Source organism: Photobacterium iliopiscarium (assembly GCF_003026395.1).
Taxonomy (GTDB): domain Bacteria; phylum Pseudomonadota; class Gammaproteobacteria; order Enterobacterales; family Vibrionaceae; genus Photobacterium; species Photobacterium iliopiscarium.
Genome location: NZ_PYOO01000017.1, coordinates 1 through 25,075, shown reverse-complemented (window position 1 = coordinate 25,075; position 25,075 = coordinate 1). Strand labels below are relative to the sequence as shown.

The 25,075-nt window shown below is 40.5% G+C and carries 21 protein-coding genes, 1 tRNA gene and 1 pseudogene; 8 read left to right on the top strand and 15 right to left on the bottom strand.

The window, feature by feature from the left end:
* Positions 1-182 precede the first annotated feature (182 nt).
* A pseudogene (locus C9J51_RS17345) lies at positions 183-2,054 on the top strand (hybrid sensor histidine kinase/response regulator); the annotation flags it as partial.
* Between the two features lie 103 nt (positions 2,055-2,157).
* On the opposite strand, the gene C9J51_RS17340 reads toward C9J51_RS17345, so the two are convergent.
* The 4 genes from C9J51_RS17340 to aspA form a co-directional block, all read right to left on the bottom strand.
* Positions 2,158-2,787 (bottom strand): response regulator, encoded by a 630-nt coding sequence (locus C9J51_RS17340; protein WP_107275255.1) that lies wholly within the window; start codon positions 2,785-2,787, stop codon positions 2,158-2,160.
* A 122-nt stretch (positions 2,788-2,909) separates the two neighbouring features.
* Positions 2,910-3,413 (bottom strand): thioredoxin family protein, encoded by a 504-nt coding sequence (locus tag C9J51_RS17335; RefSeq protein ID WP_052668182.1) that lies wholly within the window; start codon positions 3,411-3,413, stop codon positions 2,910-2,912.
* Between the two features lie 139 nt (positions 3,414-3,552).
* Positions 3,553-4,860, bottom strand: a complete 1,308-nt coding sequence (locus C9J51_RS17330; protein WP_045040606.1) for an anaerobic C4-dicarboxylate transporter — start codon at positions 4,858-4,860, stop codon at positions 3,553-3,555.
* Positions 4,861-4,974: 114 nt separating this feature from the next.
* A complete protein-coding gene (gene aspA / locus C9J51_RS17325; protein WP_082064242.1) occupies positions 4,975-6,435 on the bottom strand; it encodes an aspartate ammonia-lyase in 1,461 nt (486 codons plus the stop codon).
* A gap of 448 nt (positions 6,436-6,883) precedes the next feature.
* Here aspA and C9J51_RS17320 point away from each other — a divergent pair, with 448 nt between their 5' ends.
* Entirely contained in the window at positions 6,884-7,378 is a 495-nt protein-coding gene (locus C9J51_RS17320) for an FxsA family protein (protein WP_107275254.1), read from the top strand.
* A gap of 82 nt (positions 7,379-7,460) precedes the next feature.
* On the opposite strand, the gene C9J51_RS17315 is transcribed toward C9J51_RS17320, so the two are convergent.
* Positions 7,461-8,816, bottom strand: a complete 1,356-nt coding sequence (locus C9J51_RS17315; RefSeq protein ID WP_045038116.1) for an MATE family efflux transporter — start codon at positions 8,814-8,816, stop codon at positions 7,461-7,463.
* A 207-nt stretch (positions 8,817-9,023) separates the two neighbouring features.
* On the opposite strand from C9J51_RS17315, the gene C9J51_RS17310 reads away from it, so the two are divergent.
* Entirely contained in the window at positions 9,024-9,314 is a 291-nt protein-coding gene (locus tag C9J51_RS17310; RefSeq protein ID WP_036788874.1) for a co-chaperone GroES, read from the top strand.
* 42 nt (positions 9,315-9,356) lie between these two features.
* Positions 9,357-11,000, top strand: coding sequence for a chaperonin GroEL (gene groL / locus C9J51_RS17305; protein ID WP_045038115.1), 1,644 nt, complete (start codon positions 9,357-9,359; stop codon positions 10,998-11,000).
* Positions 11,001-11,944: 944 nt separating this feature from the next.
* Here the strand turns inward: groL and C9J51_RS17300 are convergent.
* From C9J51_RS17300 to epmB, 3 genes are all read right to left on the bottom strand, one after another.
* Positions 11,945-12,397 carry a hypothetical protein gene (locus C9J51_RS17300; protein WP_045040607.1) on the bottom strand — a complete coding sequence of 151 codons (453 nt, stop codon included), beginning with the start codon at positions 12,395-12,397 and terminating at the stop codon, positions 11,945-11,947.
* A gap of 416 nt (positions 12,398-12,813) precedes the next feature.
* Positions 12,814-13,716, bottom strand: coding sequence for a 30S ribosomal protein S6--L-glutamate ligase (rimK, locus tag C9J51_RS17295; RefSeq protein WP_045038113.1), 903 nt, complete (start codon positions 13,714-13,716; stop codon positions 12,814-12,816).
* Between the two features lie 462 nt (positions 13,717-14,178).
* Positions 14,179-15,201 (bottom strand): EF-P beta-lysylation protein EpmB, encoded by a 1,023-nt coding sequence (gene epmB, locus C9J51_RS17290; protein WP_045038112.1) that lies wholly within the window; start codon positions 15,199-15,201, stop codon positions 14,179-14,181.
* A 33-nt stretch (positions 15,202-15,234) separates the two neighbouring features.
* Here epmB and efp point away from each other — a divergent pair, with 33 nt between their 5' ends.
* Positions 15,235-15,801, top strand: a complete 567-nt coding sequence (efp, locus tag C9J51_RS17285) for an elongation factor P (protein ID WP_045038111.1) — start codon at positions 15,235-15,237, stop codon at positions 15,799-15,801.
* A 141-nt stretch (positions 15,802-15,942) separates the two neighbouring features.
* Here the strand turns inward: efp and frdD are convergent, their stop codons facing one another.
* The 4 genes from frdD to frdA are packed head-to-tail and all read right to left on the bottom strand — an operon-like array spanning position 15,943 to position 19,268.
* The gene (gene frdD / locus C9J51_RS17280; RefSeq protein WP_045038110.1) at positions 15,943-16,308 is read right to left on the bottom strand and encodes a fumarate reductase subunit FrdD; all 366 of its coding nucleotides are present in this window, start codon (positions 16,306-16,308) and stop codon (positions 15,943-15,945) included.
* Positions 16,309-16,318: 10 nt separating this feature from the next.
* The gene (frdC, locus tag C9J51_RS17275; protein ID WP_045038109.1) at positions 16,319-16,702 is read right to left on the bottom strand and encodes a fumarate reductase subunit FrdC; all 384 of its coding nucleotides are present in this window, start codon (positions 16,700-16,702) and stop codon (positions 16,319-16,321) included.
* 2 nt (positions 16,703-16,704) lie between these two features.
* On the bottom strand, positions 16,705-17,445 hold the full coding sequence (locus C9J51_RS17270; protein ID WP_045038108.1) for a succinate dehydrogenase/fumarate reductase iron-sulfur subunit: 741 nt from the start codon (positions 17,443-17,445) through the stop codon (positions 16,705-16,707).
* On the bottom strand, positions 17,445-19,268 hold the full coding sequence (gene frdA / locus C9J51_RS17265) for a fumarate reductase (quinol) flavoprotein subunit (RefSeq protein ID WP_045038107.1): 1,824 nt from the start codon (positions 19,266-19,268) through the stop codon (positions 17,445-17,447). The genes C9J51_RS17270 and frdA overlap by 1 nt, the downstream gene beginning before the upstream one ends.
* Positions 19,269-19,822: 554 nt before the next feature.
* Between frdA and epmA the strand changes: the two genes are divergently transcribed.
* A complete protein-coding gene (gene epmA, locus C9J51_RS17260) occupies positions 19,823-20,794 on the top strand; it encodes an elongation factor P--(R)-beta-lysine ligase (RefSeq protein WP_045040609.1) in 972 nt (323 codons plus the stop codon).
* 294 nt (positions 20,795-21,088) lie between these two features.
* Here epmA and C9J51_RS17255 read toward each other — a convergent pair whose 3' ends face one another.
* The 3 genes from C9J51_RS17255 to rsgA form a co-directional block, all read right to left on the bottom strand.
* Positions 21,089-21,814 carry a carbonic anhydrase gene (locus tag C9J51_RS17255; protein WP_181314837.1) on the bottom strand — a complete coding sequence of 242 codons (726 nt, stop codon included), beginning with the start codon at positions 21,812-21,814 and terminating at the stop codon, positions 21,089-21,091.
* A 248-nt stretch (positions 21,815-22,062) separates the two neighbouring features.
* On the bottom strand, positions 22,063-22,929 hold the full coding sequence (asd, locus tag C9J51_RS17250) for an archaetidylserine decarboxylase (RefSeq protein WP_045040612.1): 867 nt from the start codon (positions 22,927-22,929) through the stop codon (positions 22,063-22,065).
* Between the two features lie 225 nt (positions 22,930-23,154).
* The gene (rsgA, locus tag C9J51_RS17245; protein WP_045038104.1) at positions 23,155-24,207 is read right to left on the bottom strand and encodes a small ribosomal subunit biogenesis GTPase RsgA; all 1,053 of its coding nucleotides are present in this window, start codon (positions 24,205-24,207) and stop codon (positions 23,155-23,157) included.
* A gap of 72 nt (positions 24,208-24,279) precedes the next feature.
* Between rsgA and orn the strand changes: the two genes are divergently transcribed.
* Together orn and C9J51_RS17235 are read left to right on the top strand one after the other, a co-directional pair.
* A complete protein-coding gene (gene orn / locus C9J51_RS17240; protein ID WP_045038103.1) occupies positions 24,280-24,825 on the top strand; it encodes an oligoribonuclease in 546 nt (181 codons plus the stop codon).
* 131 nt (positions 24,826-24,956) lie between these two features.
* Positions 24,957-25,033: transfer RNA gene (locus C9J51_RS17235), tRNA-Met, on the top strand.
* The last annotated feature ends 42 nt before the right edge of the window (positions 25,034-25,075 follow it).

The following is a 25,075-nucleotide window of genomic DNA, read 5'->3' as shown; positions in this document are numbered from 1 at the left end:
CTAAATAGCGGTGATAAGCGAGTCCATTAATGGACTCGCTTTTTTTGTGGTTAACTTTTTTGTAATTAATATGGTGGCGGCATTAGATGAAAATAAGCCCTAGCTCTTATTTATGACCGACCTCAATTGAGCCAAGGTTAATAACTCCGTTACAGTGGAATAAGGATCATTGAGGGACGTTGATAATGGATACAAAAATCACAGTGAGGGAGCTAGAAATCTTAGCGGCAAGGTTTGTTGGTCGTAAACGTATTCAACACGCTTTTGCCCTATTTTCAAAGCAACAACAATGTCAGCTTGTTGCTGAACAACAAGCATCACCAACAATCATTTTATATACAGAGCAAGTGCTAGCATCTGTTTTTGGTGATTTATCAGCAAAGTTAGTGCTTACCTCTGCATTGCAAGGTCGTGACATGCAATTAGACGATGTTGCGACCATTGTTGACGAAGCATCGGAGATGTTTGATTTTAGTCGCGGTTTATTACAAGGTGCAATTGAACATATTAGCCAAGGCATCGCTGTGGTTGATAACCAATTACGGCTGGTGGCATGGAATCAACGCTACCTTGAATTATTTTCATTTCCGGTGGGATTAATTCAGGTGGGATGCCCAATTGCTGATTTGATTCGGCATAACGCTAATCAAGGATTATGTGGCAGTGGTGATTCGGAACAGCATGTAGCCAAGCGGATCCAGCATCTACAACAAAGAACTCCGCATACTTCATCCCGAGTTCGAGCTGATGGACAGGTGATTGAGGTGCAAGGTAACCCGATGCCAAGTGGTGGCTTTGTGATGAGTTTTAGTGATATTACGGTGTTTCGCCAAGCTGAAATGGCATTAAAAGAATCAAATGAAAACCTAGAAGCTCGGGTTAAAAAACGCACGCAACAATTAGAACAACTCAATAAGAAATTGGTTGTTGCGACGCAACAGGCAGAATCTCAAGCACATTCTAAAAGCCGATTCTTAGCTGCGGTCAGCCATGATTTAATGCAACCACTTAACGCCGCTCGATTATTTTCATCATCACTCGTTGAGGTAAGTTCTGATCCACAAAGTGCTCGCCTCGCGGCCCATATCACCAGCGCATTAAGTGCCGCTGAAGATTTGATTGGTGATCTATTAGATGCATCACGCTTAGAAGCCGGTAAGCTGGAAGCTCATATTGTGCCATTACGTGTTAGTGATGTATTGAGTATATTGCAGGCTGAATTTGGCGTATTAGCTCAACAACAGCAAATTGCTTTTAGTGTGGTAATGAGTGAGGCCGTGATCCTTTCGGACAGTAAATTACTGCGACGTGCATTACAAAATTTTCTAACTAATGCTTTTCGTTATAACCCTAAAGGGCGGGTGTTATTAGGTGTACGTCGACAGGGTGAACGGATTTTAATTGAGGTTTGGGATAATGGCCCTGGGATCCCAACGGAGAAACAAGCGAATATTTTTGATGAATTTACGCGGATAGATCAGGCGGGTGCTGAACACGGCTTAGGATTAGGGCTTGCGATTGCACGTGGTATTGCTCACGTTTTACATCATCCATTAGGGCTGCGTTCATGGCCGCAACAAGGTACGGTCTTTTCCTTATCTGTACCACGAACCACACCATCAATCTTGCCACGATCAGTCATGGCATCACCGCAAGCACTTGGTTCGTCATTAGGTGGGTTGAAGATCCTTTGTATTGATAATGAGCCGGATATTCTAGAAGCGATGATGACGTTATTAGAATTGTGGCATTGTGAGGTGCGTATTGCTGAGGATAGAACGCAGACTCAAGCGTTATTCGCTGAGGGCTGGCAACCTGAGGTGATCATCAGTGATTATCATCTTGCAAAACGACAAACAGGATTAGAAATATTACAACTATGTCGATCTCAACTTAAACGTCCTTTTAAAGGGATTGTGATTAGTGCTGATCGGCTCACTGAAAAACAAATATTGATTCGTCAACAAGGCTTTAGTTTTTTAAGTAAGCCCGTTAAGCCACTTAAATTACGGGCAATATTAAATCAATGTGTGGTGGATAAGCGTGAGTGTTAAAGGTTAATTTGTAAGATGACGCTCAAACGAGAGCGTCATTATTTAAAGCGGCTAAAAAGCAACGGGATAACTAATGTTGAGATTGAATTTGTTATGTACCGAATTAATTAATTTCTAATTGTTGTAATAATATCACTGCTTGAGTGCGATTTTTTACTTCAAGCTTACGAAATATAGCCGTTAGATGTGCTTTGATTGTCGCTTCTGAAACATTGAGATCATAGGCAATTTGTTTGTTCAATAGACCTTCGGTTAGCATGGTTAACACTTTATATTGTTGAGGTGTTAAGGCTGATATTTTAGTCGTAAGTTGTTGTTGATGATTGTTATGACTTATGGTCGCTGGAAAATAAGGTTCACCATTGATGATTTGTTTTAAGGCATTTAACAATACTTGCATCTCGCTAGATTTAGGAATAAATCCAAAGGCACCATGGTTATAAACTTGTTGTACAACCTCATCTTCTTCACTTGCTGAAACCACTACAATGGCAAGTTCTGGGTATTGCTGGCGTAGTTGGATTAGACCTGAAATACCACTGGAGCCGGGCATTTTTAGATCCAGTAACAGCAAATCAATATCATCTGTTTTTTCTAGCAGTGAAAATAAAGAATTCTGTGAGTCAGCTTCTAGGAGGTGAGTATCACTGATGGCCATATGAATCGATTGCAAGAGAGCATTTCGAAATAATGGGTGATCATCGGCGATAACAATGGTGTATTGAACGTCCATAGTTGAGCCTATTCTTATTGTTAGTATTTTACGCTAACATTTCAGTAACAAAGGTGCAATTTACTCACCGTTGAGATTGGATCTTGATCATACTTGAGTGCTCGGTTTTGTAATTGTAGTTGTTATTGCGGATTATTTTGTGAGGCTGAGAAGGGATGGGGAAATATGATGGGTTGTTGTAAATAACGGCTAAATGTCTCTGCATTAATAAAGCCACTTATTTTTATTTGTGGTAATGGATTTCCTTGAGTATCCCAAAATAATAAGCTTGGAAAACCGATGACTTCGAGGTATTGCATTAATGCGATATCAGCGCTGGTATTGGCGGTAACATTGGCTTTTAGACGCGTGAATTTATTGAGTTGTGGAATAACATTGGCAGCAGGAAAGGTCTGTTGAGTTAGGGCTATGCAGGGGGAACACCATTCAGCATAAACATCGAGTAGGACAGGACGTTGTTGTTGAGCGGCTATTTTAAGTGCCTGTTTGAGTTCAGAGATTGAATTAACCGCGGTAAAGGTAAGTGCAACGGGGGTTGGTTTACTCTTAAGTAAGTAGCCACTCACTATGGTTATGATCGTTATAATTAATATCATTAAGGCGTATTTTATTTTAATAGTAGCCACTCAATAACGTCCTTATTGTCGTTGGTCTTTGTTATACGTAAGTGCGTATGACCTTATCATCAGTTTAGCAATGATTTATGACCTGCAAAAAAAAAGCTGCTCGAAAGCAGCTTTTTAATCATTCATTATCAATAACCAATTATAAAATAAAGCTACCGAATAAGAAGCCTAAAGCCACTGATGTAGAAATGGTAACTACACCTGGTACAAAGAATGGGTGGTTAAAGACTAAGTTACCAATTCTCGTTGAGCCTGTGTCATCCATCTCTACCGCAGCTAATAGCGTTGGGTAAGTGGGTAATACAAACAATGCACTTACCGCAGCAAAAGAAGCCACCATGGTTAATGGAGCGACACCAATAGCAAGCGCTGCTGGCATCAATGCTGTGGTGGTTGCACCTTGTGAATATAGCAACATTGAAGCAAAGAATAGAATTAATGCTAGCATCCAAGGGTGGCTACTTAATAGTGATCCTGCGATTTCTTTAATGCCATCAACGTGCGCATTAACGAAGGTTGCGCCTAACCATGCAACACCAAGTACACAAATACAAGCTGTCATACCAGAGCGGAATGTTGGTGCTGATGGGATTTCAGCAGCATCGATTTTAGTTACCCATACCGTTACCGCAGCAGATGTTAGCATTACCGCAATAATTGCTTCGTTACGACCTAATGTTGGATCGGTAATCAAACCAATAGAGTTAGAAATAGCAGCTGCATAGCAAACAACTAAAACAATAGCAGTGATAAAAATATACGTTGCTTTACGTGCTGTTGGTTTAATCTCACGCTTGCCAGCTTGTTCAATATTAACCAAACCTTTAGCTAAACGATCTTGATAAACAGGATCATCTTTTAATTCACAACCCATAAAGTTAGCCACGAAAGCACCAACCATGCAGGCAATAAAAGTTGTTGGAATACAAATAGCCAGTAGCGTAATGTAACTTACACCTACAGGCTCAAGGATTCCTGAGAAGAAGACGACTGCGGCTGAGATTGGTGAGGCAGTGATTGCGATTTGTGAGGCAATAACAGCAATAGAAAGTGGGCGAGAAGGACGAATGCCTTGGCCTTTTGCGACTTCAGCAATAACGGGAAGTGTTGAAAAAGCAGTGTGTCCTGTGCCCGCTAATACAGTCATTAAATACGTGACGATAGGTGCATAGAAGGTGATACGTTTAGGGTGTTTACGAAGGAAGTTTTCAGCAATTTCTACTAGCCAATCCATACCACCGGCAACTTGCATTGCGGCAATGGCAGTGATAACAGACATAATAATTAGAATAACATCGATGGGGATTAATGATTCACTGGTGGGCATACCAAAAACGAGTGATAACACCAACACACCAGCACCGCCGGCAAAACCGATACCAATACCGCCAATTCTGGAGCCTAAATAAATAAAGCCCAGAACGACCAAGAGTTCAATTCCAGTCATAGAATTTTTCCTGTCTAAAAGTTTAAAAGATAAAAATCAAAAGGAGGATTTAGTTGCAAAAAAAAAGCGGATAATCAAGTGACAATCCGCTGTTATTCTCAGGCGTTAACGTATTTAGTTATAACGTTTAGCTTTATATTGAGGATGCATTAAGTTCTCGATAGAGAAGATATCATCTAATTGCTCTTCAGTCAGTAATCCACGCTCAAGTACGACTTCACGTACATTCTTACCTGTTTCTGCACAAATCTTACCAATAATGTCACCTTCGTGGTGGCCAATGAATGGATTTAGGTAAGTTACGATACCGATAGAGTTAAAGACGTGGCTTTCACACACTTCTTTATTAACTGTAATACCTTCAATGCACTTATCACGTAGGTTAATACATGCATTTTTAAGTAGGCTAATTGATTCGAAAATCGCTTGACCAATAACTGGTTCCATTACGTTTAACTGTAATTGACCCGCTTCTGCTGCAAAAGTAATTGTGGTGTCGTTACCAATAACTTTAAAGCAAACTTGGTTAACCACTTCAGGGATAACTGGGTTTACTTTAGCTGGCATAATTGAAGAGCCCGCTTGCATTTCAGGTAGGTTAATTTCGTTTAGACCAGTACGTGGGCCAGAAGAAAGTAAACGTAAGTCGTTACAAATTTTAGATAATTTAACAGCAGTACGTTTTAGCGCACCGTGAACCATTACGTAAGCGCCACAGTCTGATGTTGCTTCGATTAAATCTTCTGCAGCAACAACAGGTAAACCTGTGATTTCAGCAAGACGCTGAACTGATAATTGTTGGTAACCAGTAGCTGCGTTTAGACCAGTACCAATCGCTGTTGCACCTAGGTTAACTTCAAGCAATAGTTGTGCAGTGTATTGAAGGTTTTTGATTTCTTCTTTTAGTAATACGCCGTACGCATGGAATTCTTGACCAACAGTCATAGGCACTGCGTCTTGAAGTTGAGTACGACCCATTTTAAGAATGCTAGCAAATTCAGTTGCTTTAACATCAAATGCTGTTTTTAGGTAATCGAGTGCTTCTAGCATGTTGATGATGCTGTTGTATACCGCAACGCGGAAACCAGTAGGGTAAGCACAGTTAGTTGATTGTGATTTGTTAACATGATCATTTGGGTTAACGATGTCGTAGCGACCTTTCTCTTCACCCATAATTTCAAGTGCAAGGTTAGCGATAACTTCGTTAGTGTTCATGTTTACAGATGTACCAGCGCCACCTTGGAAAACGTCAGATGGGAATTGATCCATGCAACGGCCGCTTTCAAGAATAAGATCACACGCTTGAACAATGTAATTACCAATATCAGAAGGAATTGCGCCAAGTTCTTTGTTGGCCATTGCTGCTGCTTTTTTGGTGTATACCATGCCACGTACAAGTTCAGGAACATCAGAAATTGTTGTGTTAGAAATGTTGAAGTTCTCGATCGCACGTAGGGTGTGAATACCCCAGTAAGCATCAGCAGGAACATGACGTTCGCCAAGTAGATCTTCTTCTATACGTGTTGCGACATTGATTGTTGCTTCATTTGTTTCAAGATCAATCATTTGAGACATAAAATAGCCCTTTGCAAAACTTTATAATTAAAAATCAATAAGTAAACCAACAGTTTTAGCGATAATCCATTGTCGCAACGTTGTGGCGAGATGATCATTCCTGACACCTTAATTGGTGCCGATAATACTCCCCTCAACCGCTAAAAACATAATCCAGATCACTTTTTACGAGAGCTTGTTAATCTTTGCACAGAAACGCGATCTCTTTCACAGTTTCTGTTAACAGTAGCACGTTGTTTTACGCAGAAAATGAATAAAAATGACAAGATGTGAATGAAATGTAGGTATGGTTCTGACTTTTTTGGAACCAATTCAAATTGTAATTTGTTTTATTTGTTAACACATTTGAATGAGCTAATGGAATTTGTAATGAGTAATTAAATGGATAATCAGGTAATGTCTATTGCTGTGCGTCAGCATAAAATCATTTAAAGATAAGGGGCGGGGTGTGTTTCCACTATTAATGTTACTGTTTATTGTAGTGCCAATGGTTGAAATTGGCTTATTTATTCAAGTGGGGGGCTTATTAGGGCTATGGCCAACGATAACGATCGTTTTTTTAACGGCAGTTATTGGGGCATCGTTAGTAAGAAGTCAAGGTATTGCAACCTTAACCTCCGTTCAGAACAAGCTGCAACAAGGTGAGATGCCCACTCAAGAAATCATTGAAGGGATGTTGTTAGCAGTGGCTGGCGTATTATTATTAACCCCAGGATTTATGACTGATGCGTTAGGATTAGTTTTATTATTGCCACCGTCACGGGCTAAAGTCGCGCAATTATTAATGCAAAAAGTGACCTTGAAAAATAGTTTTAATCAATTTGGTGGTGGGTTTTCACATCATACTCATGCAAAAGATGCCGCTAATGGTGATGTGTTTGATGGTGAGTTTGAGCGTAAAGATGACCATAATAATAACAATTCCAATCCTCGTCTGCCTTAAATGCAACAGACACGAAGCGAAAATGTTACCAATAAAAAAAGCAGCTGAGGCTGCTTTTTTTTATTCATGCTATTCATATCTATTACAGTAATAACGGCATGTTTGCACGGAGTTTTCGAGCATAACAATAAGCACCAATACCACTGATGATATTGGCAATAGCGATACCCATAAACAGCCCATTAGTACCATAAATATAACTGCCTACCCATGCGGCGGGTACGAGCAGTACAAATAAGCGGAATAAATTCCAGCAGAGTGCATCAATGGTTTTATGTAAGGCATTTAATGCACTAATTAACAACATACAAATAGCCTGTAACCCATAACTGGCGGGAACCACTAATAAGTAATGCCATAATTGATTTTGAACCATTGTATCTTTTGAAAATAGTGCGGCTAATGGCATGCTGAGCGGTACCATCGCAATAAACACCAGTAACTGGAATCCTATAGCAAAGTGCATGGCGGTAAATAATGCACTAAATGCACGTTGTGGTTTTTGTGCCCCTAGGTTTTGCGCCATAAAAGGCATTAATGCAGAACTTAATGCCATCATCACAATGACGAGTAATGATTCAACCCGCATTGCTGCACCATAAGCAGCCACAGAAGCCGTACTTTGACTGGCCAGTAATGCCATTAAGAATGCGCCAGATAGTGGGTTAAGTGCGGTTGATAACCCCGCAGGTGCACCAATGTGTAATATTTGTTGCCAATCATTTTTCAATAATCGCCATTGCGGAAAAATCAGCAGTTTTTCACGGTTATAAAGCAGGTGCAGTGAGACAATAAGTGCAAATATCCAACTTATACCACTGGCAATAGCGGCACCTTTTACACCTAACGCAGGAAAAGGACCATAACCAAAGATCAATAGCGGATCTAATAAGCCGTTAATAACCCCCGCGATCACCATTATCTTGGCGGGGCTTTTAGCATCACCAGTGGCACGAATGGCACTATTGCCCGCCATCGGGATCACCAGCAAAGGGATCGCGATGTACCACACTGTCATATATTGTTCGATAATGGGCAATAACTCAGCTGACGCACCCATTAAGGTAAATAGCGGTTTAATGGTGAGTAAGCCGATAATCGATCCTATGATCATCAACAATAGGCTCAATAACAGTCCATGAGTGGTAATACGTGCGGCACTGTGGTTATCACCTTGACCGAGCATACGTCCAATACTGGTTGATATGCCGACGTTCATTCCCATGGTAATGCAGTTTAAGCCAAAGGTGACTGGGAAGGTAAAACTGACGGCGGCGAGTGCGTTAGTGCCCAAGCGTGAAATAAAGAAAGTATCGACTAAATTAAACATTAAAATCGCGATCATGCCAAACACCATTGGCACCGTTAACCGACGTAATGCATCAGGAATTGGAGCTGATAATAATCCATGTTTATCTGACTTGGGTAATGTTGCCATAATGGTCTCAAAAAAAGGATGCCTGCATACCCTAATGCAAAGTGTGTGATCGGGCAAAATTTCTCAAATAAATAACAAAAAAAAGCCGCCTAAACCTTGCGATTTAGAAATTAGACCCAACATCTTACCCATATAGAAAGTCATACAAGTGAAAGCTTGTGGGCTTCAAATCATGGACATTACCTTAATTATCAGGAGAGACGACCAATGAACATTCGTCCTTTACACGACCGTGTTATCGTTGAACGCCAAGAAGTTGAATCTAAGTCTGCCGGTGGCATCGTGTTAACGGGTTCTGCGGCTGAAAAATCTACTCGCGGTAAAATCCTTGCAGTAGGTAAAGGTCGTATTCTTGAAAATGGCACCGTACAACCACTAGATGTACAAGTGGGCGACGTCGTTATTTTTGCAGAAGGCTACGGCACTAAGACTGAAAAAATTGACGGTAAAGAAGTTCTTATCATGTCTGAAAATGACATTATGGCAATCGTTGAATAATCCGATCACATTAAATTAAAAATTAAGAAAGGAAATCCTAAGATGGCTGCTAAAGACGTTAAGTTTGGTAACGACGCACGAATTAAAATGCTAGAAGGTGTTAACATTCTGGCTGATGCGGTAAAAGTAACATTAGGGCCTAAAGGCCGTAATGTTGTGCTTGATAAATCATTTGGTGCACCTACTATCACTAAAGATGGTGTATCTGTAGCGCGTGAAATTGAATTGGAAGATAAGTTCCAAAACATGGGCGCACAAATGGTGAAAGAAGTTGCTTCACAAGCGAATGACGCTGCGGGCGACGGAACAACAACAGCAACAGTACTTGCACAAGCGATTATCGCTGAAGGTTTAAAAGCCGTTGCTGCTGGCATGAACCCAATGGATCTTAAGCGTGGTATCGACAAAGCAGTTATTGCTGCGGTTGAAGAGCTAAAAGCACTATCTGTTCCTTGTGCTGATACTAAAGCTATCGCGCAAGTAGGTACTATCTCTGCAAACTCTGACACAACTGTTGGTAACCTTATTGCAGAAGCAATGGAAAAAGTAGGCCGTGACGGTGTTATTACGGTTGAAGAAGGTCAAGCACTTCAAGACGAGTTAGATGTTGTTGAAGGCATGCAGTTTGACCGTGGTTACTTATCTCCATATTTTATTAACAACCAAGAAGCGGGCTCTGTAGATTTAGAAAGCCCATTTATCCTATTGGTAGATAAGAAAGTTTCAAATATCCGTGAACTTCTTCCTGCACTAGAAGGCGTAGCTAAAGCTTCTCGTCCATTACTTATCGTTGCAGAAGACGTTGAAGGCGAAGCGCTAGCAACATTGGTTGTGAATAACATGCGCGGCATCGTTAAAGTTGCTGCTGTTAAAGCGCCAGGCTTTGGTGATCGTCGTAAAGCAATGCTACAAGATATCGCAGTACTAACAGCTGGTACTGTTATCTCTGAAGAGATTGGTCTAGAGCTTGAGAAAGTTCAGTTAGAAGATCTTGGTCAAGCTAAGCGTATTACTATCACTAAAGAAACCACTACTATCATTGATGGTGCTGGTGAAGAAACAATGATTCAAGGTCGTGTGACTCAGATCCGTCAACAAATTGAAGATGCGACTTCTGACTACGACAAAGAAAAACTTCAAGAGCGTGTAGCAAAACTTGCTGGCGGCGTTGCGGTTATTAAAGTTGGCGCTGCAACTGAAGTTGAAATGAAAGAGAAAAAAGACCGCGTAGAAGATGCATTACATGCAACACGTGCTGCGGTTGAAGAAGGCGTTGTTGCTGGTGGTGGCGTAGCACTTATTCGTGCGGCATCTAAAGTTATTGGTCTTGAAGGTGATAACGAAGAGCAAACAGTCGGTATTCGTTTAGCACTTCGTGCAATGGAATCACCATTACGTCAAATCGTTAAAAATGCGGGTGATGAAGAATCTGTTGTTGCTAATAACGTACGTGCTGGCGAAGGTAACTACGGTTACAACGCTGCAACGGGTGAATACGGCGATATGATTGCAATGGGTATTCTTGATCCAACGAAAGTAACGCGTTCAGCGCTTCAGTTTGCAGCGTCTGTAGCGGGTCTTATGATCACTACTGAAGCGATGATCACTGATAAAGCCTCTGATGCTCCATCTATGTCTGATATGGGCGGCATGGGTGGTATGGGCGGCATGGGTGGTATGATGTAATCCATTTATAACCGTAGAGATTAACGTCTCTTTGTTATAAAAACAGTATCAAAAAAGTCGAGCATAGCTCGGCTTTTTTATTGCCATTATTTTGTTCTCTTCCTTCTTTATTGTTTATTACCCTACGCGCACAGTTCACAGGGAATATTCCTCAAAAAGCTGCACGCAAATAAATCCAAATAAAAACAATGAGTTATGTGTATATCTTCGATCCCGACAAAACAAAAATAATACGTACACCTATTAACTGTTCTTTTTGTAAAAAGGTGATCGTGATTCAATGGTTGAGAGTAATAATCTTTATGAATTTATAGCCGTAAGCGTTTAATGAATTAAACCTGATCATGATTGGAATAAGATCATGGAGAAAAACACAAAAAAATCCAAGTACAGTTTTATTTGTAAATTTAATATTTTTGTTAATTTATATCATTTAAGTGTATTTTACTGTTATTTTGTTACGGTACTATATTTTGCTTTAAAGAAGGTTGTTTGCAAAATATAAGTTATTTTATATATGGATAGTTATTTGCTTATTATTTTGCTTTTAGCTGCTTATTTTAAAATAAATTGAACAGTGAAGTGTGGTGTTAATATTTTATGGTGTTATTCGAGAGGACGGCTAACATTTATTTATCAGGGAGGAAGAATAGTGGCAGAGTTAAAATAACACGACTAACCATTGCTTGGCGGATAAAAAGCACGAAAAGCTGTACGCTTATTTAGTTCTTTATTATCAGTAACTTATATGTGAGTTGTGTTTTTTGGTTGCAGTGTGATTTTTTGTACATAAAATAGCTGTCATTTTTATATCTAGCTGTACGTTTTGTGTGGCATTGTTAGATTAAAGAGTCCATTAATCATTGAGGTGTAAAAAAGCCCCAGTAATAAACTGAGGCCATTAAAATATAAATATGTACGCTAGCCAAGAAACTAATAACTGATTAACGAGGTAGATGCTCTTGGTTTAAAGCGACCCACGCCGCCATAAAACAAATTACAAATGATTGAATATAACCACGTAAATCAACATCGCCTTGCACGAGTACATCATCAGCATTTGGCTCCATGTTGAATGAAACCTTGCTTTCTTTGATGCTAAAGAAGACACGGCCAATTAAAACAAAATTGTCACCATTATCATCTGGGTTATAGACCATGCCCGCACCAATTTGATCGTGCTCTGTAATTTGTAAGGCACTGAATGCTAATTTTTCTGCGCCGTCAAAGCCAAAGCCAGCATAACGTTTGCCTTGTTCTGGTTGTTGCAGTAATTGTGACAGTAGTTGAGTGTAAGTTGTCAGAGCTTCCGCGGGAACATCATTAGTATTTACTTGTCCCATACTATATGCCTGCTCATCCTCTACCATTTCAACCGTATAATTAAAATCAATCATTACTTATCCTTTATTTGTCTTATTCTTACGATATTTTTTATACGTTAGCGTAATTTGACAGCATGAGGTAGCACTAATCAATAGATTGATTACTGAGTGTTTTAAAGGTCACATTTATTATAGATAACACTATCTTCTTAGGAGGATTTGCGGGTGTTTTTTGAATAGAATAGTTATTTTAAGTATTTATAACATGACAAACCTAAAGCATTAGTTCGCTGAGTGAAAAGCCAAAAAGGCTGTACGTTTTTTTGTTATTTAATATCAATTACTTATGAGCATTTTTATTTAAAACAACACTGGCTGTAAAATGCTCACCTTTTAGCTGCTATTTTTATTAAAAGCTGATCGTTATTGTTTGCGGAATAAAAAAGCAGCTGAAGATAGCTGCTTTTTAAGAAAACGTTCGTTATAACTTATTGATTTTGTAAATTACGACGACTTTTTTCTGCATTCTTTTCAATGTACTCAATGATCATACCTGCAATATCTTTACCTGTTGCCGCTTCAATACCTTCAAGACCTGGTGATGAGTTTACTTCCATGATCAATGGTCCGCGTTTAGATCGCAATAAATCAACGCCAGCAACACTGAGTCCCATCGCTTTGGCAGCAGCAATCGCTGTTTTGCGCTCTTCTGGCGTAATCTTAATTAATGATGCACTGCCACCACGGTGTAAGTTTGAACGGAACTCGCCTTCTGCGGCTTGACGTTTCATTGAAGCAATGACTTTATCACCAATGACAAAACAACGAATATCAGCACCACCGGCTTCTTCTATATATTCCTGCACCATAATGTGAGCCTTAAGGCCCATAAATGCTTCAATAACACTTTCGGCTGCTTTTTGAGTTTCAGCAAGTACAACCCCAATGCCTTGAGTGCCTTCTAAAAGTTTGATAACTAATGGTGCGCCTCCAACCATTTTGATCAGATCTAAGACATCATCAGGCTTACTGGCAAAGCCTGTAATTGGCATACCAACACCTTGGCGACTTAATAATTGTAATGAACGTAGTTTGTCACGAGAGCGTGAAATCGCAATAGATTGATTTACAGCAAACACACCCATCATTTCAAATTGACGTAATACCGCACAACCATAAAAGGTAATGTCTGAGCCAATGCGAGGAATGATGGCATCAAAGCCAATCAGATCAGTCCCTTCAAAATGAATTGAGGGTTGAACTGAGTTGATATTCATGTAACAGCGAAGGGCATTGATAATAACCGCCTCATGGCCTCGTTGTTGACAAGCCTCATGCAGACGGCGGGTTGAATATAAGTTTGCGTCCTGTGACAAAATGCCAATTTTCATTGCGATACTCATGTAAGGGAGCGGGTTGGCAGCAGCGACGACGTTTGGCGACGCCTAGAACAATAACGGGCTGCTGTATGAGGCGCGACTATGCACGTAAATCATTAAAAAATCGAGATCTGCCACGATGATTTTTTTTAATGGTGAACTGTAATAAAATTGGTAGAACATTAAAAGTAACATCATAGGCCAATAGCTTTTGAGATATATAGCTAGTAAAGCTGCACAAGCTGTACAGCTCTTATAAAACAATGGTTTACATTGGTTTGTTGCATGACCTATCATAGGCTAAAAGATAAGTGTATGTTTTTGGTGTTTTTAGCAAGGAAAGCTGTACGTTGTGAGTTTTTCGCTGATATTGAGGTGGATATTCTGCTGACTCGTAATAACAAGTCAGCATTAATTCGATGAAATAATCAGAGAAATTAGGTGGTGAAGGGCAAGAATATCAATCAATAGCGGTTATTCAAGGTGAAGATCGAGTGGGGTTTTGCTGCTTCTGCCGCCGATTTCACGGGTTAATGTTGGAACTAAATAACCTGAAACATTATTGATTAATCCGGCCATTAAGATACGTGCCTGTTGATCACTGACAAAGAAGTGTGCAGCGCCTTGTACGTGATCCAGTACGTGTAAGTAGTACGGTAATATTCCTGCATCAAATAAGGCTTCGCTGAGGTCTGTTAGCGCTGTGACGGAGTCATTAACCCCTTTAAGGAGCACACTTTGGTTTAGCAGGGTAACGTTAACGAGCTTGAGCTGTGTCATCGCCGAGGTTAGCTCATTATTGATTTCATTGGCATGGTTAATATGGGTCACCATGATAATTTGTAAACGACTGCTAGCAAATAACTCACACAGTGCTGGTGTGATGCGATGTGGTATCACAACGGGTAAGCGGCTGTGAATACGCAACCGTTTAATATGTGGAATTGCGGCAATATGTTCGAGCAACCATGTTAATTCGTGATCTTTAGCCATTAGTGGATCACCACCAGATAAGATCACTTCGTTAATGTGTGGTTGGGTTGCGATGTAATCAATACTTTGCTGCCAGACGGTTTTATTGCCTTTGTTATCTTGATAAGGAAAGTGGCGTCGAAAGCAATAGCGGCAATTTACTGCACAACCGCCTTTAACGATCATCAACACACGATTGTGATACTTGTGTAATAGCCCAGGAATGAGGTTATCTTGTTCATCAAGAGGATCGGTTGAGTAGCCTGGATGAACCTCAAATTCTTGCTCTAGCGGCAGTACTTGGCGCAACAATGGATCGTATGGGTTGCCAACTTCCATTCTTTCGACAAAACTTACAGGAACGCGAAGTGCGAATGAATTTTTAGCCGCGAGGCCTTTTTGCCAAGGTGTTGGATCAATTTTAAGCCAATTGAGTAGCTTTAAGGGATCAGATATCGCATTAGCTAGATCATTCAGCCAGTTTTGCTCAACAGATGGCACGTTTCGGGGTATGATATGTGACATTAAATACAACTCGAAGATGTTAAGAGGATTAGAATGGCGTCTTTCAGCACCAATGAATTCCGCAGCGGAATGAAAATTATGCTTGATAATGAACCATGTGTCATTATCGAAAACGAATTTGTTAAACCTGGTAAAGGTCAAGCGTTTAACCGTGTACGAATTCGTAAACTAATTTCAGGTAAAGTTCTTGAAAAAACGTTTAAATCAGGCGAATCAGTTGAAGCTGCGGACGTAATCGATACTGAACTTGATTACCTATACAACGACGGTGAATTCTACCATTTCATGAACAATGAAACATTTGAGCAAATCGCAGCAGACGTTAAAGCTGTTGGTGATAATGCGAAATGGTTAGTAGAAAACGATGCGTGTACGCTAACGCTTTGGAACGGTAACCCTATCGTTGTTACTCCTCAAAACTTTGTTGAGCTTGAAGTAACAGAGACTGATCCTGGTCTTAAAGGCGATACACAAGGTACTGGTGGTAAGCCAGCGACACTAACTACAGGCGCTGTAGTACGTGTTCCTTTATTCATCGCAATTGGCGAAGTTATCAAAGTTGATACTCGTTCAGGTGAATACGTAAGCCGTGTGAAGTAAATTCATATTGAGCTTTAAAAAAGGTCGCTTTGGCGGCCTTTTTTGTTGGCTGAAATTCAGGGTTATGATGTTTTAAATCTTTAAATAACAGCCATAAAAAAAGCACCGCAAGCGGTGCTTTTTTAGATTGTGTATCAGTGATTATTTAATCATGAACACAAAGATGATTGATAGTGCAGTCACTAGAAACGCAGCAGCGTAACAAGCGATTTTTCCTACAACACCAGTATGAAACTTAAGGTCGTGCATACCATGGTGTAGACGGTGCATACCATGCCACATTGGTAGTGATAAGGTAGCAATGACAAATAATGCGCCAATAAAGCTGGTAGCAAAATCTGCGGCGCGATCATAGCTCATCGCTTCTGGGCTAATAATACCCAGTGGAACCATGATACCTAGTACTAAAATAGTAACTGGAGAGATCATTGCAAACCAAGTACCACCGGCACCAAATAAACTCCACCATACTGGTTCATCGGAACGTTTTGGATGTAAATTAATCACGAGCGGCTCCTTAAACTAGCGCTAAAACAATGGCTGTGATGACAGCAACAACTGCCCACTGTGCAAGAACGATAATCTTCTTATCTAATTTCTTACCTTTGATGCGAATTGGCACCACTTGCGGCATCATGCTAAAGAACGTTTGTGCGTGGAATAAACTTCCCGCTAACGCAAGAATATTTAGAATGATCACAATAGGGTTAGCCATGAAATTTAGCCAACCTTGCCATGCTTCAGGACCTTTTACTAAACAACCTAAGCCAAAGGTTAAGCAGATAGTAAAGAAAATTAGCGGTAATACAGTGGCTTCACGCAGCATGTAAAAACGGTAGAAAGAACTGTCTTTCCACCATGTACGCGTCATTTCACGAACGTAAGGTTTACGGTTGCTCATCCTTATGCCTCCTGAGGCTTCAACATTGCAATAACGAAATCTTTCGATGATTCGACTTTGCCTTGGTTTACAGCAGCTGCTGGATCAACGCTCTTTGGACATACTTCAGAACAGTAACCGACAAACGTACAACCCCAAGCACCATTTTCACTGTTGATAAGTTCCATACGCTCATGTTGACCATGGTCACGGCTATCAAGATTGTAACGGTGTGCCAGTGTTAGTGCAGCTGGACCGATAAATTCAGGGTTTAGGCCGAATTGCGGACACGCTGAGTAGCAAAGACCACAGTTAATACAACCAGCAAATTGCTTGTATTTTGCCATTTGCTCCGGTGTTTGGATGTTTGTACCATCTTCTAGTGTGCGGGTATTACCAATAATGTATGGCTTAATCGCTTCAAGACGTTCAATGAATGGTGTCATGTCTACGATCAAATCTTTTTCAATCGCAAAGTTTGCTAACGGCTCAATTTTTACGCCATTAGGGTAATCACGAAGGAAGCTCTTACAAGCTAACTTAGGAACGCCATTAACCATCATGCCACATGAACCACAGATCGCCATTCGGCAAGACCAGCGGTAGCTTAGGTGTTTATCAAGATGATCTTTGATGTAACCAAGCGCATCAAGCACTGACATAGTGTCATTGAACGGTACTTCAAATGTTTGTAAATACGGTTCTGCATCTGTCGCTGGGTCATAACGCAGAATTTCAACTTTTTGAATGCGATTGTCTGACATTATGCCTTTTCCTCTTGATCTTCTGACTGTGCTGCTTGCTGCGCTTTTTCATGTGCTTCGTGAGCTTCAGCTTCAGCACCGTATAGACGCGCTTTTGGCTGTGATTTCGTGATCTTTACATCGCTGTAATCAATAATTGGCGCATCGCCATTGTTATAGAATGCTAATGTATGTTTTAGGAAGTTCACATCATCACGTTCAGTACAACCGTCATCTAGGCGTTGGTGTGCACCACGAGATTCTGTACGTAGAATCGCTGAGCAAGCCATTGCTTCTGCAACATCAAGACCGTAGCCCACTTCAATGGCATATAGCAGATCAGTGTTAAAGACTTGGCCTTTATCTTGAATGCTAATATGTTTAAAGCGCTGCTTAAGTTCAGCTAGCTTATCAATGGTTGCTTGCATCAAATCTTGTTGACGGTAAATACCACAACCCGCTTCCATGGTGTGACCCATTTCAGTACGGATTTGAGCCCAGTTTTCATCACCTTCTTGTGCCATTAGGGCATCAATACGTGCTTGTACTGCGTCTATTTGGGTATTGATTGAAGCGTCGTTCCAACCTTTGAATTCTTCAGCGCGTTTTACAGCGTGTTCACCTGCAACGCGGCCAAATACTACAAACTCAGCCAGTGAGTTTGAACCAAGACGGTTAGCACCGTGAAGACCAACAGAAGCACATTCACCAACAGCAAATAGACCTTTAATACGCGTCTCACAGGTACCGTTAGTTTCAATACCACCCATGGTGTAGTGTACGGTTGGGCGAATTGGAATTGGCTCTTTTGCTGGATCAACGTTTACGTATGCTTTAGCGAGTTCACAGATGAACGGTAGACGCTCATGTAAGTACTCTTCACCAAGGTGGCGTAAATCAAGCATTACTACATCACCTAGTGGGTGCTGAATAGTGTTGCCTTTTTGCTGTTCATGCCAGAACGCTTGTGAAACTTTGTCACGAGGACCCAGTTCCATGTATTTGTTTTTTGGATGACCCACTGGTGTTTCAGGGCCCATGCCATAATCTTGTAGGTAACGGTAACCGTTTTTATTAACGATAATACCGCCTTCACCACGACAACCTTCAGTCATCAAAATACCAGTACCTGGTAGACCTGTTGGGTGGTATTGAACAAATTCCATATCACGTAGTGGTACACCGTGACGGAATGCCATTGCCATACCGTCGCCAGTTACAATACCGCCGTTAGTATTACAGTGGTAAACGCGACCCGCGCCACCTGTTGCTAAGATCACTGATTTTGCTTTAATACAAACCAGCTCACCTTCCGCCATGTGAATTGCAATTAGACCTTGAACTTCGCCATCTTCAATTAAAAGATCAACCACGAAGTATTCATCGTAACGTTTGATTTGTGGGTATTTGATAGAAGTCTGGAATAGGGTGTGTAGCATATGGAAGCCAGTTTTATCTGCCGCGAACCATGTACGCTCAACTTTCATACCACCAAAACGACGTACGTTCACTTCACCGTTTTCTTTACGGCTCCATGGGCAGCCCCATTGTTCCATTTGAATCATTTCGCGGGTTGAATTCTCTACGAAATATTCAACCACATCTTGTTCGCATAGCCAGTCACCACCACCAACGGTATCGTTGAAGTGATTATCAAAGCTATCTTCGTCTTTGATAACAGCAGCAGAGCCACCTTCAGCTGCAACTGTGTGCGAGCGCATTGGGTAGACTTTTGAAATAAGTGCAATTTCTAGTTCTGGGTTTGCTTCTGCAGCAGCGATGGCAGAACGTAGGCCTGCACCACCCGCGCCAATTACAGCGATATCTGTGGTAATAGTCTTCACAGCTATCCTCCGAAGATTAAGACGGTAAAAAAATGAAAAGGTACGTCATGCGTACCTATCCTTGAAATCCAACGCGTATTTTATGAAACCTCATTAAGAGAAAATATGATGTAGACGCGTCTTTTTAACTAAATAATCAAAAAATGTAATCTGATTACAGACTTTGTGATTATTGTCACAAATTTTCATGTTTGTTCATTGTTAATAGTTTGTTTTATTTGGCGTATATTGTTTATAGCTCATTAATGATGTGTTTCATGATTTCGTTATAATGCTTTGTAGTAAAAGATTTAATAAGCCATAGGCTGCACAAGGTGAATGTTTGATTCGATTATTACGCTAGTGGTTGTGTGTTATTTGTTATTTTTATGGACGGTTAATGGTGTTTTTCAATGTCAATTTTTATGATTAGAATGTGATTTTTTATTAATGCTGTTCATTTGTATTCATAACCTTTGGCGATTATCAATAAATTTAAATGGTCAATATTTGGTTAATAGCGTGGCTTTGTTAGAATAATGACATTATTTCTATTTATATTAAGAAGAATGGTTATGTCTCAGCCTTGGCAACCTACAGCGGAGATTACACAATTAAGACAACGAGCAAGGTTACTTGCGACAATTCGTCAGTTTTTTGCAGATCGTGATGTTATAGAAGTAGATACACCAGCGATGAGTCAGGCCACAGTGACGGATGTACATTTACATGCGTTTAAAACTGAATTTGTCGGCCCTGGTTATGCTGCGGGTCAAACATTGTATTTGATGACCAGTCCTGAATTTCACATGAAGCGCTTACTGGCAGCGGGCAGTGGTGCTATTTACCAAATTTGTAAGTCATTCCGTAATGAAGAATCTGGACGCTATCATAATCCGGAATTTACGATGTTAGAGTGGTATCGCCCAGGATTTGACCATTATCAACTAATGGCTGAGATGGATCTGTTGTTACAGCAAGTATTAGATTGTGGCATAGCAGAAAAAATGACCTATCAACAAGCCTTTATTAATGTATTAGGTGTCTGTCCACTTGACGGTTCGATGGCTGAGTTAAAAACTGTTGCGGCTCGATTAGGGTTGGCTGATATTGCCGAGTCTGAGCAAGATCGCGATACTTTATTACAGTTATTATTTAGCATTGGCATTGAAGCTGAAATCGGTCAAAAAACACCCGCTTTTGTCTATGATTTTCCTGCATCACAAGCGGCTTTGGCGCAGATAAACCCACAAGATCCTCGAGTAGCAGAGCGATTTGAGGTTTATTTTAAAGGCATAGAGTTAGCGAATGGCTTTCATGAACTCGCTAATGGTGACGAGCAATTACAACGTTTTGAAGGTGATAATAAAAAACGAATCAGTATGGGGTTGCAACCTCAACCGATTGACATGCACCTTGTTGATGCATTGAGGGCAGGTTTTCCAGACTGTGCAGGGGTTGCATTAGGCATAGATCGCGTGATTATGTTGGCATTAGAACGCGATCATATTGATCAAGTTACCGCTTTTCCAATTGAAATAGCATAAATATTATTCTTATCCTTATCCTACAGCTTGATTCTAAAGATGTAGACGTAAAAAAGCACGGTAATGATAACCGTGCTTTTTTGTCATCAAATATCCACCATGCACCAGTTGATATGAGTAACGATGAATCACTCGTTTCATACTGAGGGAACGTGCATTTAGTATCGAAGATCTGATTTAGTGTAAATAATGATTAAGCTAAACGACGAGTTGGATTTCAAGGCGTTTTAACCGTGAAAGAACTATACCGTTACTTTTTCACTAATGCAACTGGTTATCATTTGCATCTTTGGTCTAGTCGATCACAACGCGAGCATTGATGGGTTGTAATGGGCGATTATTATCTCCCATCATTTGATTCAGTTGTTCTATTTGAGCGGCTGAGCTGGTGAGATGGCTTTGCATAACATACCAACGAACACCTTCTGTACATGGTGGTGTGGTTAACGAACCATTATAACGGAAATATTGACGCTCACGAGGCAATAGTGCGTTAGGGGTCAGATCACCATTAAAGTCAATGGTTTCACCTTTAGTTGGAATTGTTTTTAATAAAGTACTTAATTCATTATTAGCGCGCGGGCCATTTTCAAACATCACTGAAATAACCGCGATATGGCCGGTGGCATCAACGTTAACGAAATGCGCTTCTAGAGGATATTGTTTACCATCGATATAGTTTTCGGATGGTGTATGAAAATGGAATTGTTTAAGCGTGTACGTATCACCATCAATCACCAAGGTATTATCGCCACTAACATTCGCTTCGATAGTGTGACCGTTATTGGTGATGCTGGTTATTTTACCATCATAGCTGATTTGTAATGGTTGTGTTTGAGCTTGAATAGGTGATTGAATATCAATTGGACTTTGGTTTTCACCACCACAAGTAGGGTAACTGTTAACCCAGTGTTCTGTTCCTTGTTGGTTGCCATAGTCCCATGCGGCATTAGCATGTGCAGAAAGAGAGAAACAAGTCGCTAAAGCAAGCACTAATGCTGACACTGTGTTTTTTTTCATGATGATTACCTATGAGTATGAGAATTATCCCGACCTAAGCGTAGCATTTAATGCTGAGAGCATATGCTAACAGTTACTACTGTAATCTTTTGATTTGGTATTGAAAAGAACCGTAAAGCAATAGTTTTAGGCGATAATGGTAAAAATAAGGTGAGAAAAGTCGGTAAGTTAAGAAATATAGCTGTAGGTATATGGTCATAAAAACACAGGGTAATTGCTACCCTGTGTCAGGGTGTTTTTTAGATAGTCTATTTCACTAAATGTTCAGCATAGGGTTGCCCCATACGTGTTACTTGACGTGGCTGCATGTTTTCTACAAAGCGAATGCTGTCTTTTGGAAATAAATTAATCACAGTTGAGCCGAGTTTGAAACGGCCCATTTCTTGGCCTTTCTTTAAACTGATCGTTTGTTCACCCGTTGTTGAGTAATTCCAACGACGAATCTCCGGCCCTGTTGGCGGTGTTACGGTGCCTGCCCATACTGTTTCGATGCTACCAACAATTGTGGCACCAACCAGAATTTGAGCTAATGGACCAAATTCAGTTTCAAACACGCATACAACACGCTCATTACGGGCAAATAAATTAGGTACGTTAGCCGCGGTCAGTGGATTTACCGAAAAGAGATCACCCGGAATATAAATCATTTGGCGTAGTACGCCGTCACATGGCATATGAACACGGTGGTAGTCACTCGGTGAAAGATATAATGTCGCAAACTCACCCCCCATAAATTCATCGGCTAATGCACTATCACCACCTAATAATTCACAAGCATTAAAATAGTGCCCTTTTGCTTGAAATAAACGTCCTGCTTCAATTGGGCCAAATTGGCTTACGCAGGCATCGGCTGGATGGCTAATAATTTGTGAATCATTATTGATTGGACGTGCACCTTCCATCAGTTCGCGAACAAAAAAAGCATTGAAGGTTGGGTAAGCAGTTGGATCAGGATTACGTGCTTCTGCCATATTGACGTTATATTGTTTGATGAACCAACGAATAATGGTAGTGGTTAGTTTTCCACCTTCATAAGCGGCCAGTTTACCCACGAGACGGGTTAATGCATGTTTTGGCGTACTATATTGAAGGCCAATCTTGATTTTATCTAACACAATCATTCTTCCAATAAATTTTAATTAATCAATGGGTTAGTTATTCTTTACTTATTTGGAAGAATAACGACAACCCTTAATAATACCGAACTATTTAAACAATGTCAGTTATTCTAGTGTTACGCAGAGAGAGGGTAAGGCAAGCTTGTCAGTATTTATTAGCATTGTAGTTGATAAAAAATAAGCCTAAGAAAATAATCAGTTCTCTTAGGCATATATTCATTATCAGTTTGGCTTGTTACGTGAAAATTGACGGTTTGCGACAGTTTCAGACATGCTTTCAATAATTTTATGGTAACTGTTATAACGTGCACGACTAATATCACCACGTTCAACTGCTTCGCGAATGATACAACCAGGATCGTTACCGTGTTTACAATCACGGAATTTACAGCCACCTAAATACGGACGAAACTCAACAAAGGCTTCAGTAATTTGTTCAGGCTCTAGATGCCATAAACCAAATTCACGCACACCTGGGGAGTCAATTAAATCACCGCCATCAGCAAAGTGATACAACCTTGCTGCTGTGGTGGTATGTTGACCTAAACCAGAGTTTGTCGAAACATCACCAATATCGGCTTCAACGTCAGGCATTAATGAGTTAACCATGCTGGATTTACCAACACCAGATTGACCAGCAAAAATACTGACATGATCTTGTAAATCAACTTTTAGGTCATCAAGTCCTTCACCCGTATCGGTACTGACTAAACGTACGCTGTAACCAATGTTTTGGTATTGCGTTAATTTACGTTCAACATCAACCCGTTGTTCAGGTGTCAGTAAGTCGACCTTGTTAACCACAATTAATGGTTTAATGCCGATGGTTTCAGCTGCAATAATGTAACGGTCAATAATGTTCAGCGATAGCTCAGGCAGTATTGAAGATACAATCACAATTCGATCAACGTTAGCGGCAACCGCTTTTACACCGTCATAGTAATCAGGACGGGTTAACATTGTTTTGCGTTCATGCACCGCTTCGACTACACCAGCAATACCCTGTAGTGTTTCAACACCGGGACGCCAAACGACACGATCTCCAGAAACAAGGCTCTGAATACTGCGACGTAAGTTACAGCGGTGAATAATACCCGTTTGCGGATCTTCAACATCAGCGTGTTGACCGAATCGAGTAATAACTAGCCCTTCACGGGCATTTTCCAATAGAGCTTCGTCCCATTGGACTTCATTTTTAGCACGATCTAAGCGCTTATTTTGGTTAGAGCGGACACGTCGGCTCTGACCTTGAGTTAATTTTTTCTTTTTTGCCACAAGAATATCGTTCTATTTGGTTGGCTTTCGGTATTATCATACATGGTTTAGTCACAAAAGAGGCAATATCGAATGACAATCAACGATCAGAACCTTATTTGGATCGATCTGGAAATGACCGGATTAGATCCAGAAACTCATAAAATCATTGAAATCGCCACAGTTGTGACCGATCCACAGCTTAATGTGTTGGCTGAAGGTCCAGTTTTAGCTATTTATCAGCCAGAAGCTGAATTATTAAAAATGGATGATTGGTGTACAACCACACACACTAATAGTGGTTTAGTCGAGCGTATTCGTCAAAGTACCATTACTGAAGCACAAGCAGTTGCTCAAACTGTGGCTTTTTTAGAGCAGTGGGTACCAAAGGGTGTATCACCTATTTGCGGTAACAGTATTGGTCAAGATCGTCGTTTCTTGTATAAGCACATGCCTGTACTTGAACAGTATTTCCATTACCGCTATCTTGACGTGAGTACACTTAAAGAATTAACGCGTCGTTGGAAGCCCGAGTTACTTGATGGCTTTTCTAAGCAAGGTAGTCACTTAGCATTAGATGATATTCATGATTCAATTGCTGAGTTACGCTATTATCGTGAGCATATTTTCAATATCTGATGTGAAAATAAGCAGTTAGAAAAAAATCTGCGTTTTTTGGTTTAAGAACTATTGCATCCGACAATTTTAGTCGTATAATGCGCAGCCTCGAAAGGAGATAACGAGTTTGTTTTCTTTCGTTGTAAATCGGACGCGGGGTGGAGCAGCTTGGTAGCTCGTCGGGCTCATAACCCGAAGGTCGTTGGTTCAAATCCGGCCCCCGCAACCAATCCTCTTTTTTTAAAGAGATGTGATGCGACACTAGCTCAGC

Bases quoted from the DNA above. Each gene is read 5' to 3' on its own strand.
- epmB (WP_045038112.1), bottom strand. From the start codon at position 15,201: ATGTCACATATCATACCCCGAAACGTGCCATCTGTTGAGCAAAACTGG.
- C9J51_RS17315 (WP_045038116.1), bottom strand. From the start codon at position 8,816: ATGGCAACATTACCCAAGTCAGATAAACATGGATTATTATCAGCTCCA.
- C9J51_RS17330 (WP_045040606.1), bottom strand. From the start codon at position 4,860: ATGACTGGAATTGAACTCTTGGTCGTTCTGGGCTTTATTTATTTAGGC.
- orn (WP_045038103.1), top strand. From the start codon at position 24,280: ATGACAATCAACGATCAGAACCTTATTTGGATCGATCTGGAAATGACC.
- rimK (WP_045038113.1), bottom strand. From the start codon at position 13,716: ATGAAAATTGGCATTTTGTCACAGGACGCAAACTTATATTCAACCCGC.
- efp (WP_045038111.1), top strand. From the start codon at position 15,235: ATGGCGTCTTTCAGCACCAATGAATTCCGCAGCGGAATGAAAATTATG.
- C9J51_RS17255 (WP_181314837.1), bottom strand. From the start codon at position 21,814: ATGAAAAAAAACACAGTGTCAGCATTAGTGCTTGCTTTAGCGACTTGT.
- epmA (WP_045040609.1), top strand. From the start codon at position 19,823: ATGTCTCAGCCTTGGCAACCTACAGCGGAGATTACACAATTAAGACAA.
- C9J51_RS17270 (WP_045038108.1), bottom strand. From the start codon at position 17,445: ATGTCAGACAATCGCATTCAAAAAGTTGAAATTCTGCGTTATGACCCA.
- C9J51_RS17310 (WP_036788874.1), top strand. From the start codon at position 9,024: ATGAACATTCGTCCTTTACACGACCGTGTTATCGTTGAACGCCAAGAA.
- C9J51_RS17300 (WP_045040607.1), bottom strand. From the start codon at position 12,397: ATGATTGATTTTAATTATACGGTTGAAATGGTAGAGGATGAGCAGGCA.
- frdC (WP_045038109.1), bottom strand. From the start codon at position 16,702: ATGAGCAACCGTAAACCTTACGTTCGTGAAATGACGCGTACATGGTGG.
- groL (WP_045038115.1), top strand. From the start codon at position 9,357: ATGGCTGCTAAAGACGTTAAGTTTGGTAACGACGCACGAATTAAAATG.
- C9J51_RS17340 (WP_107275255.1), bottom strand. From the start codon at position 2,787: ATGGACGTTCAATACACCATTGTTATCGCCGATGATCACCCATTATTT.
- aspA (WP_082064242.1), bottom strand. From the start codon at position 6,435: ATGTCTCAAATGATTGATCTTGAAACAAATGAAGCAACAATCAATGTC.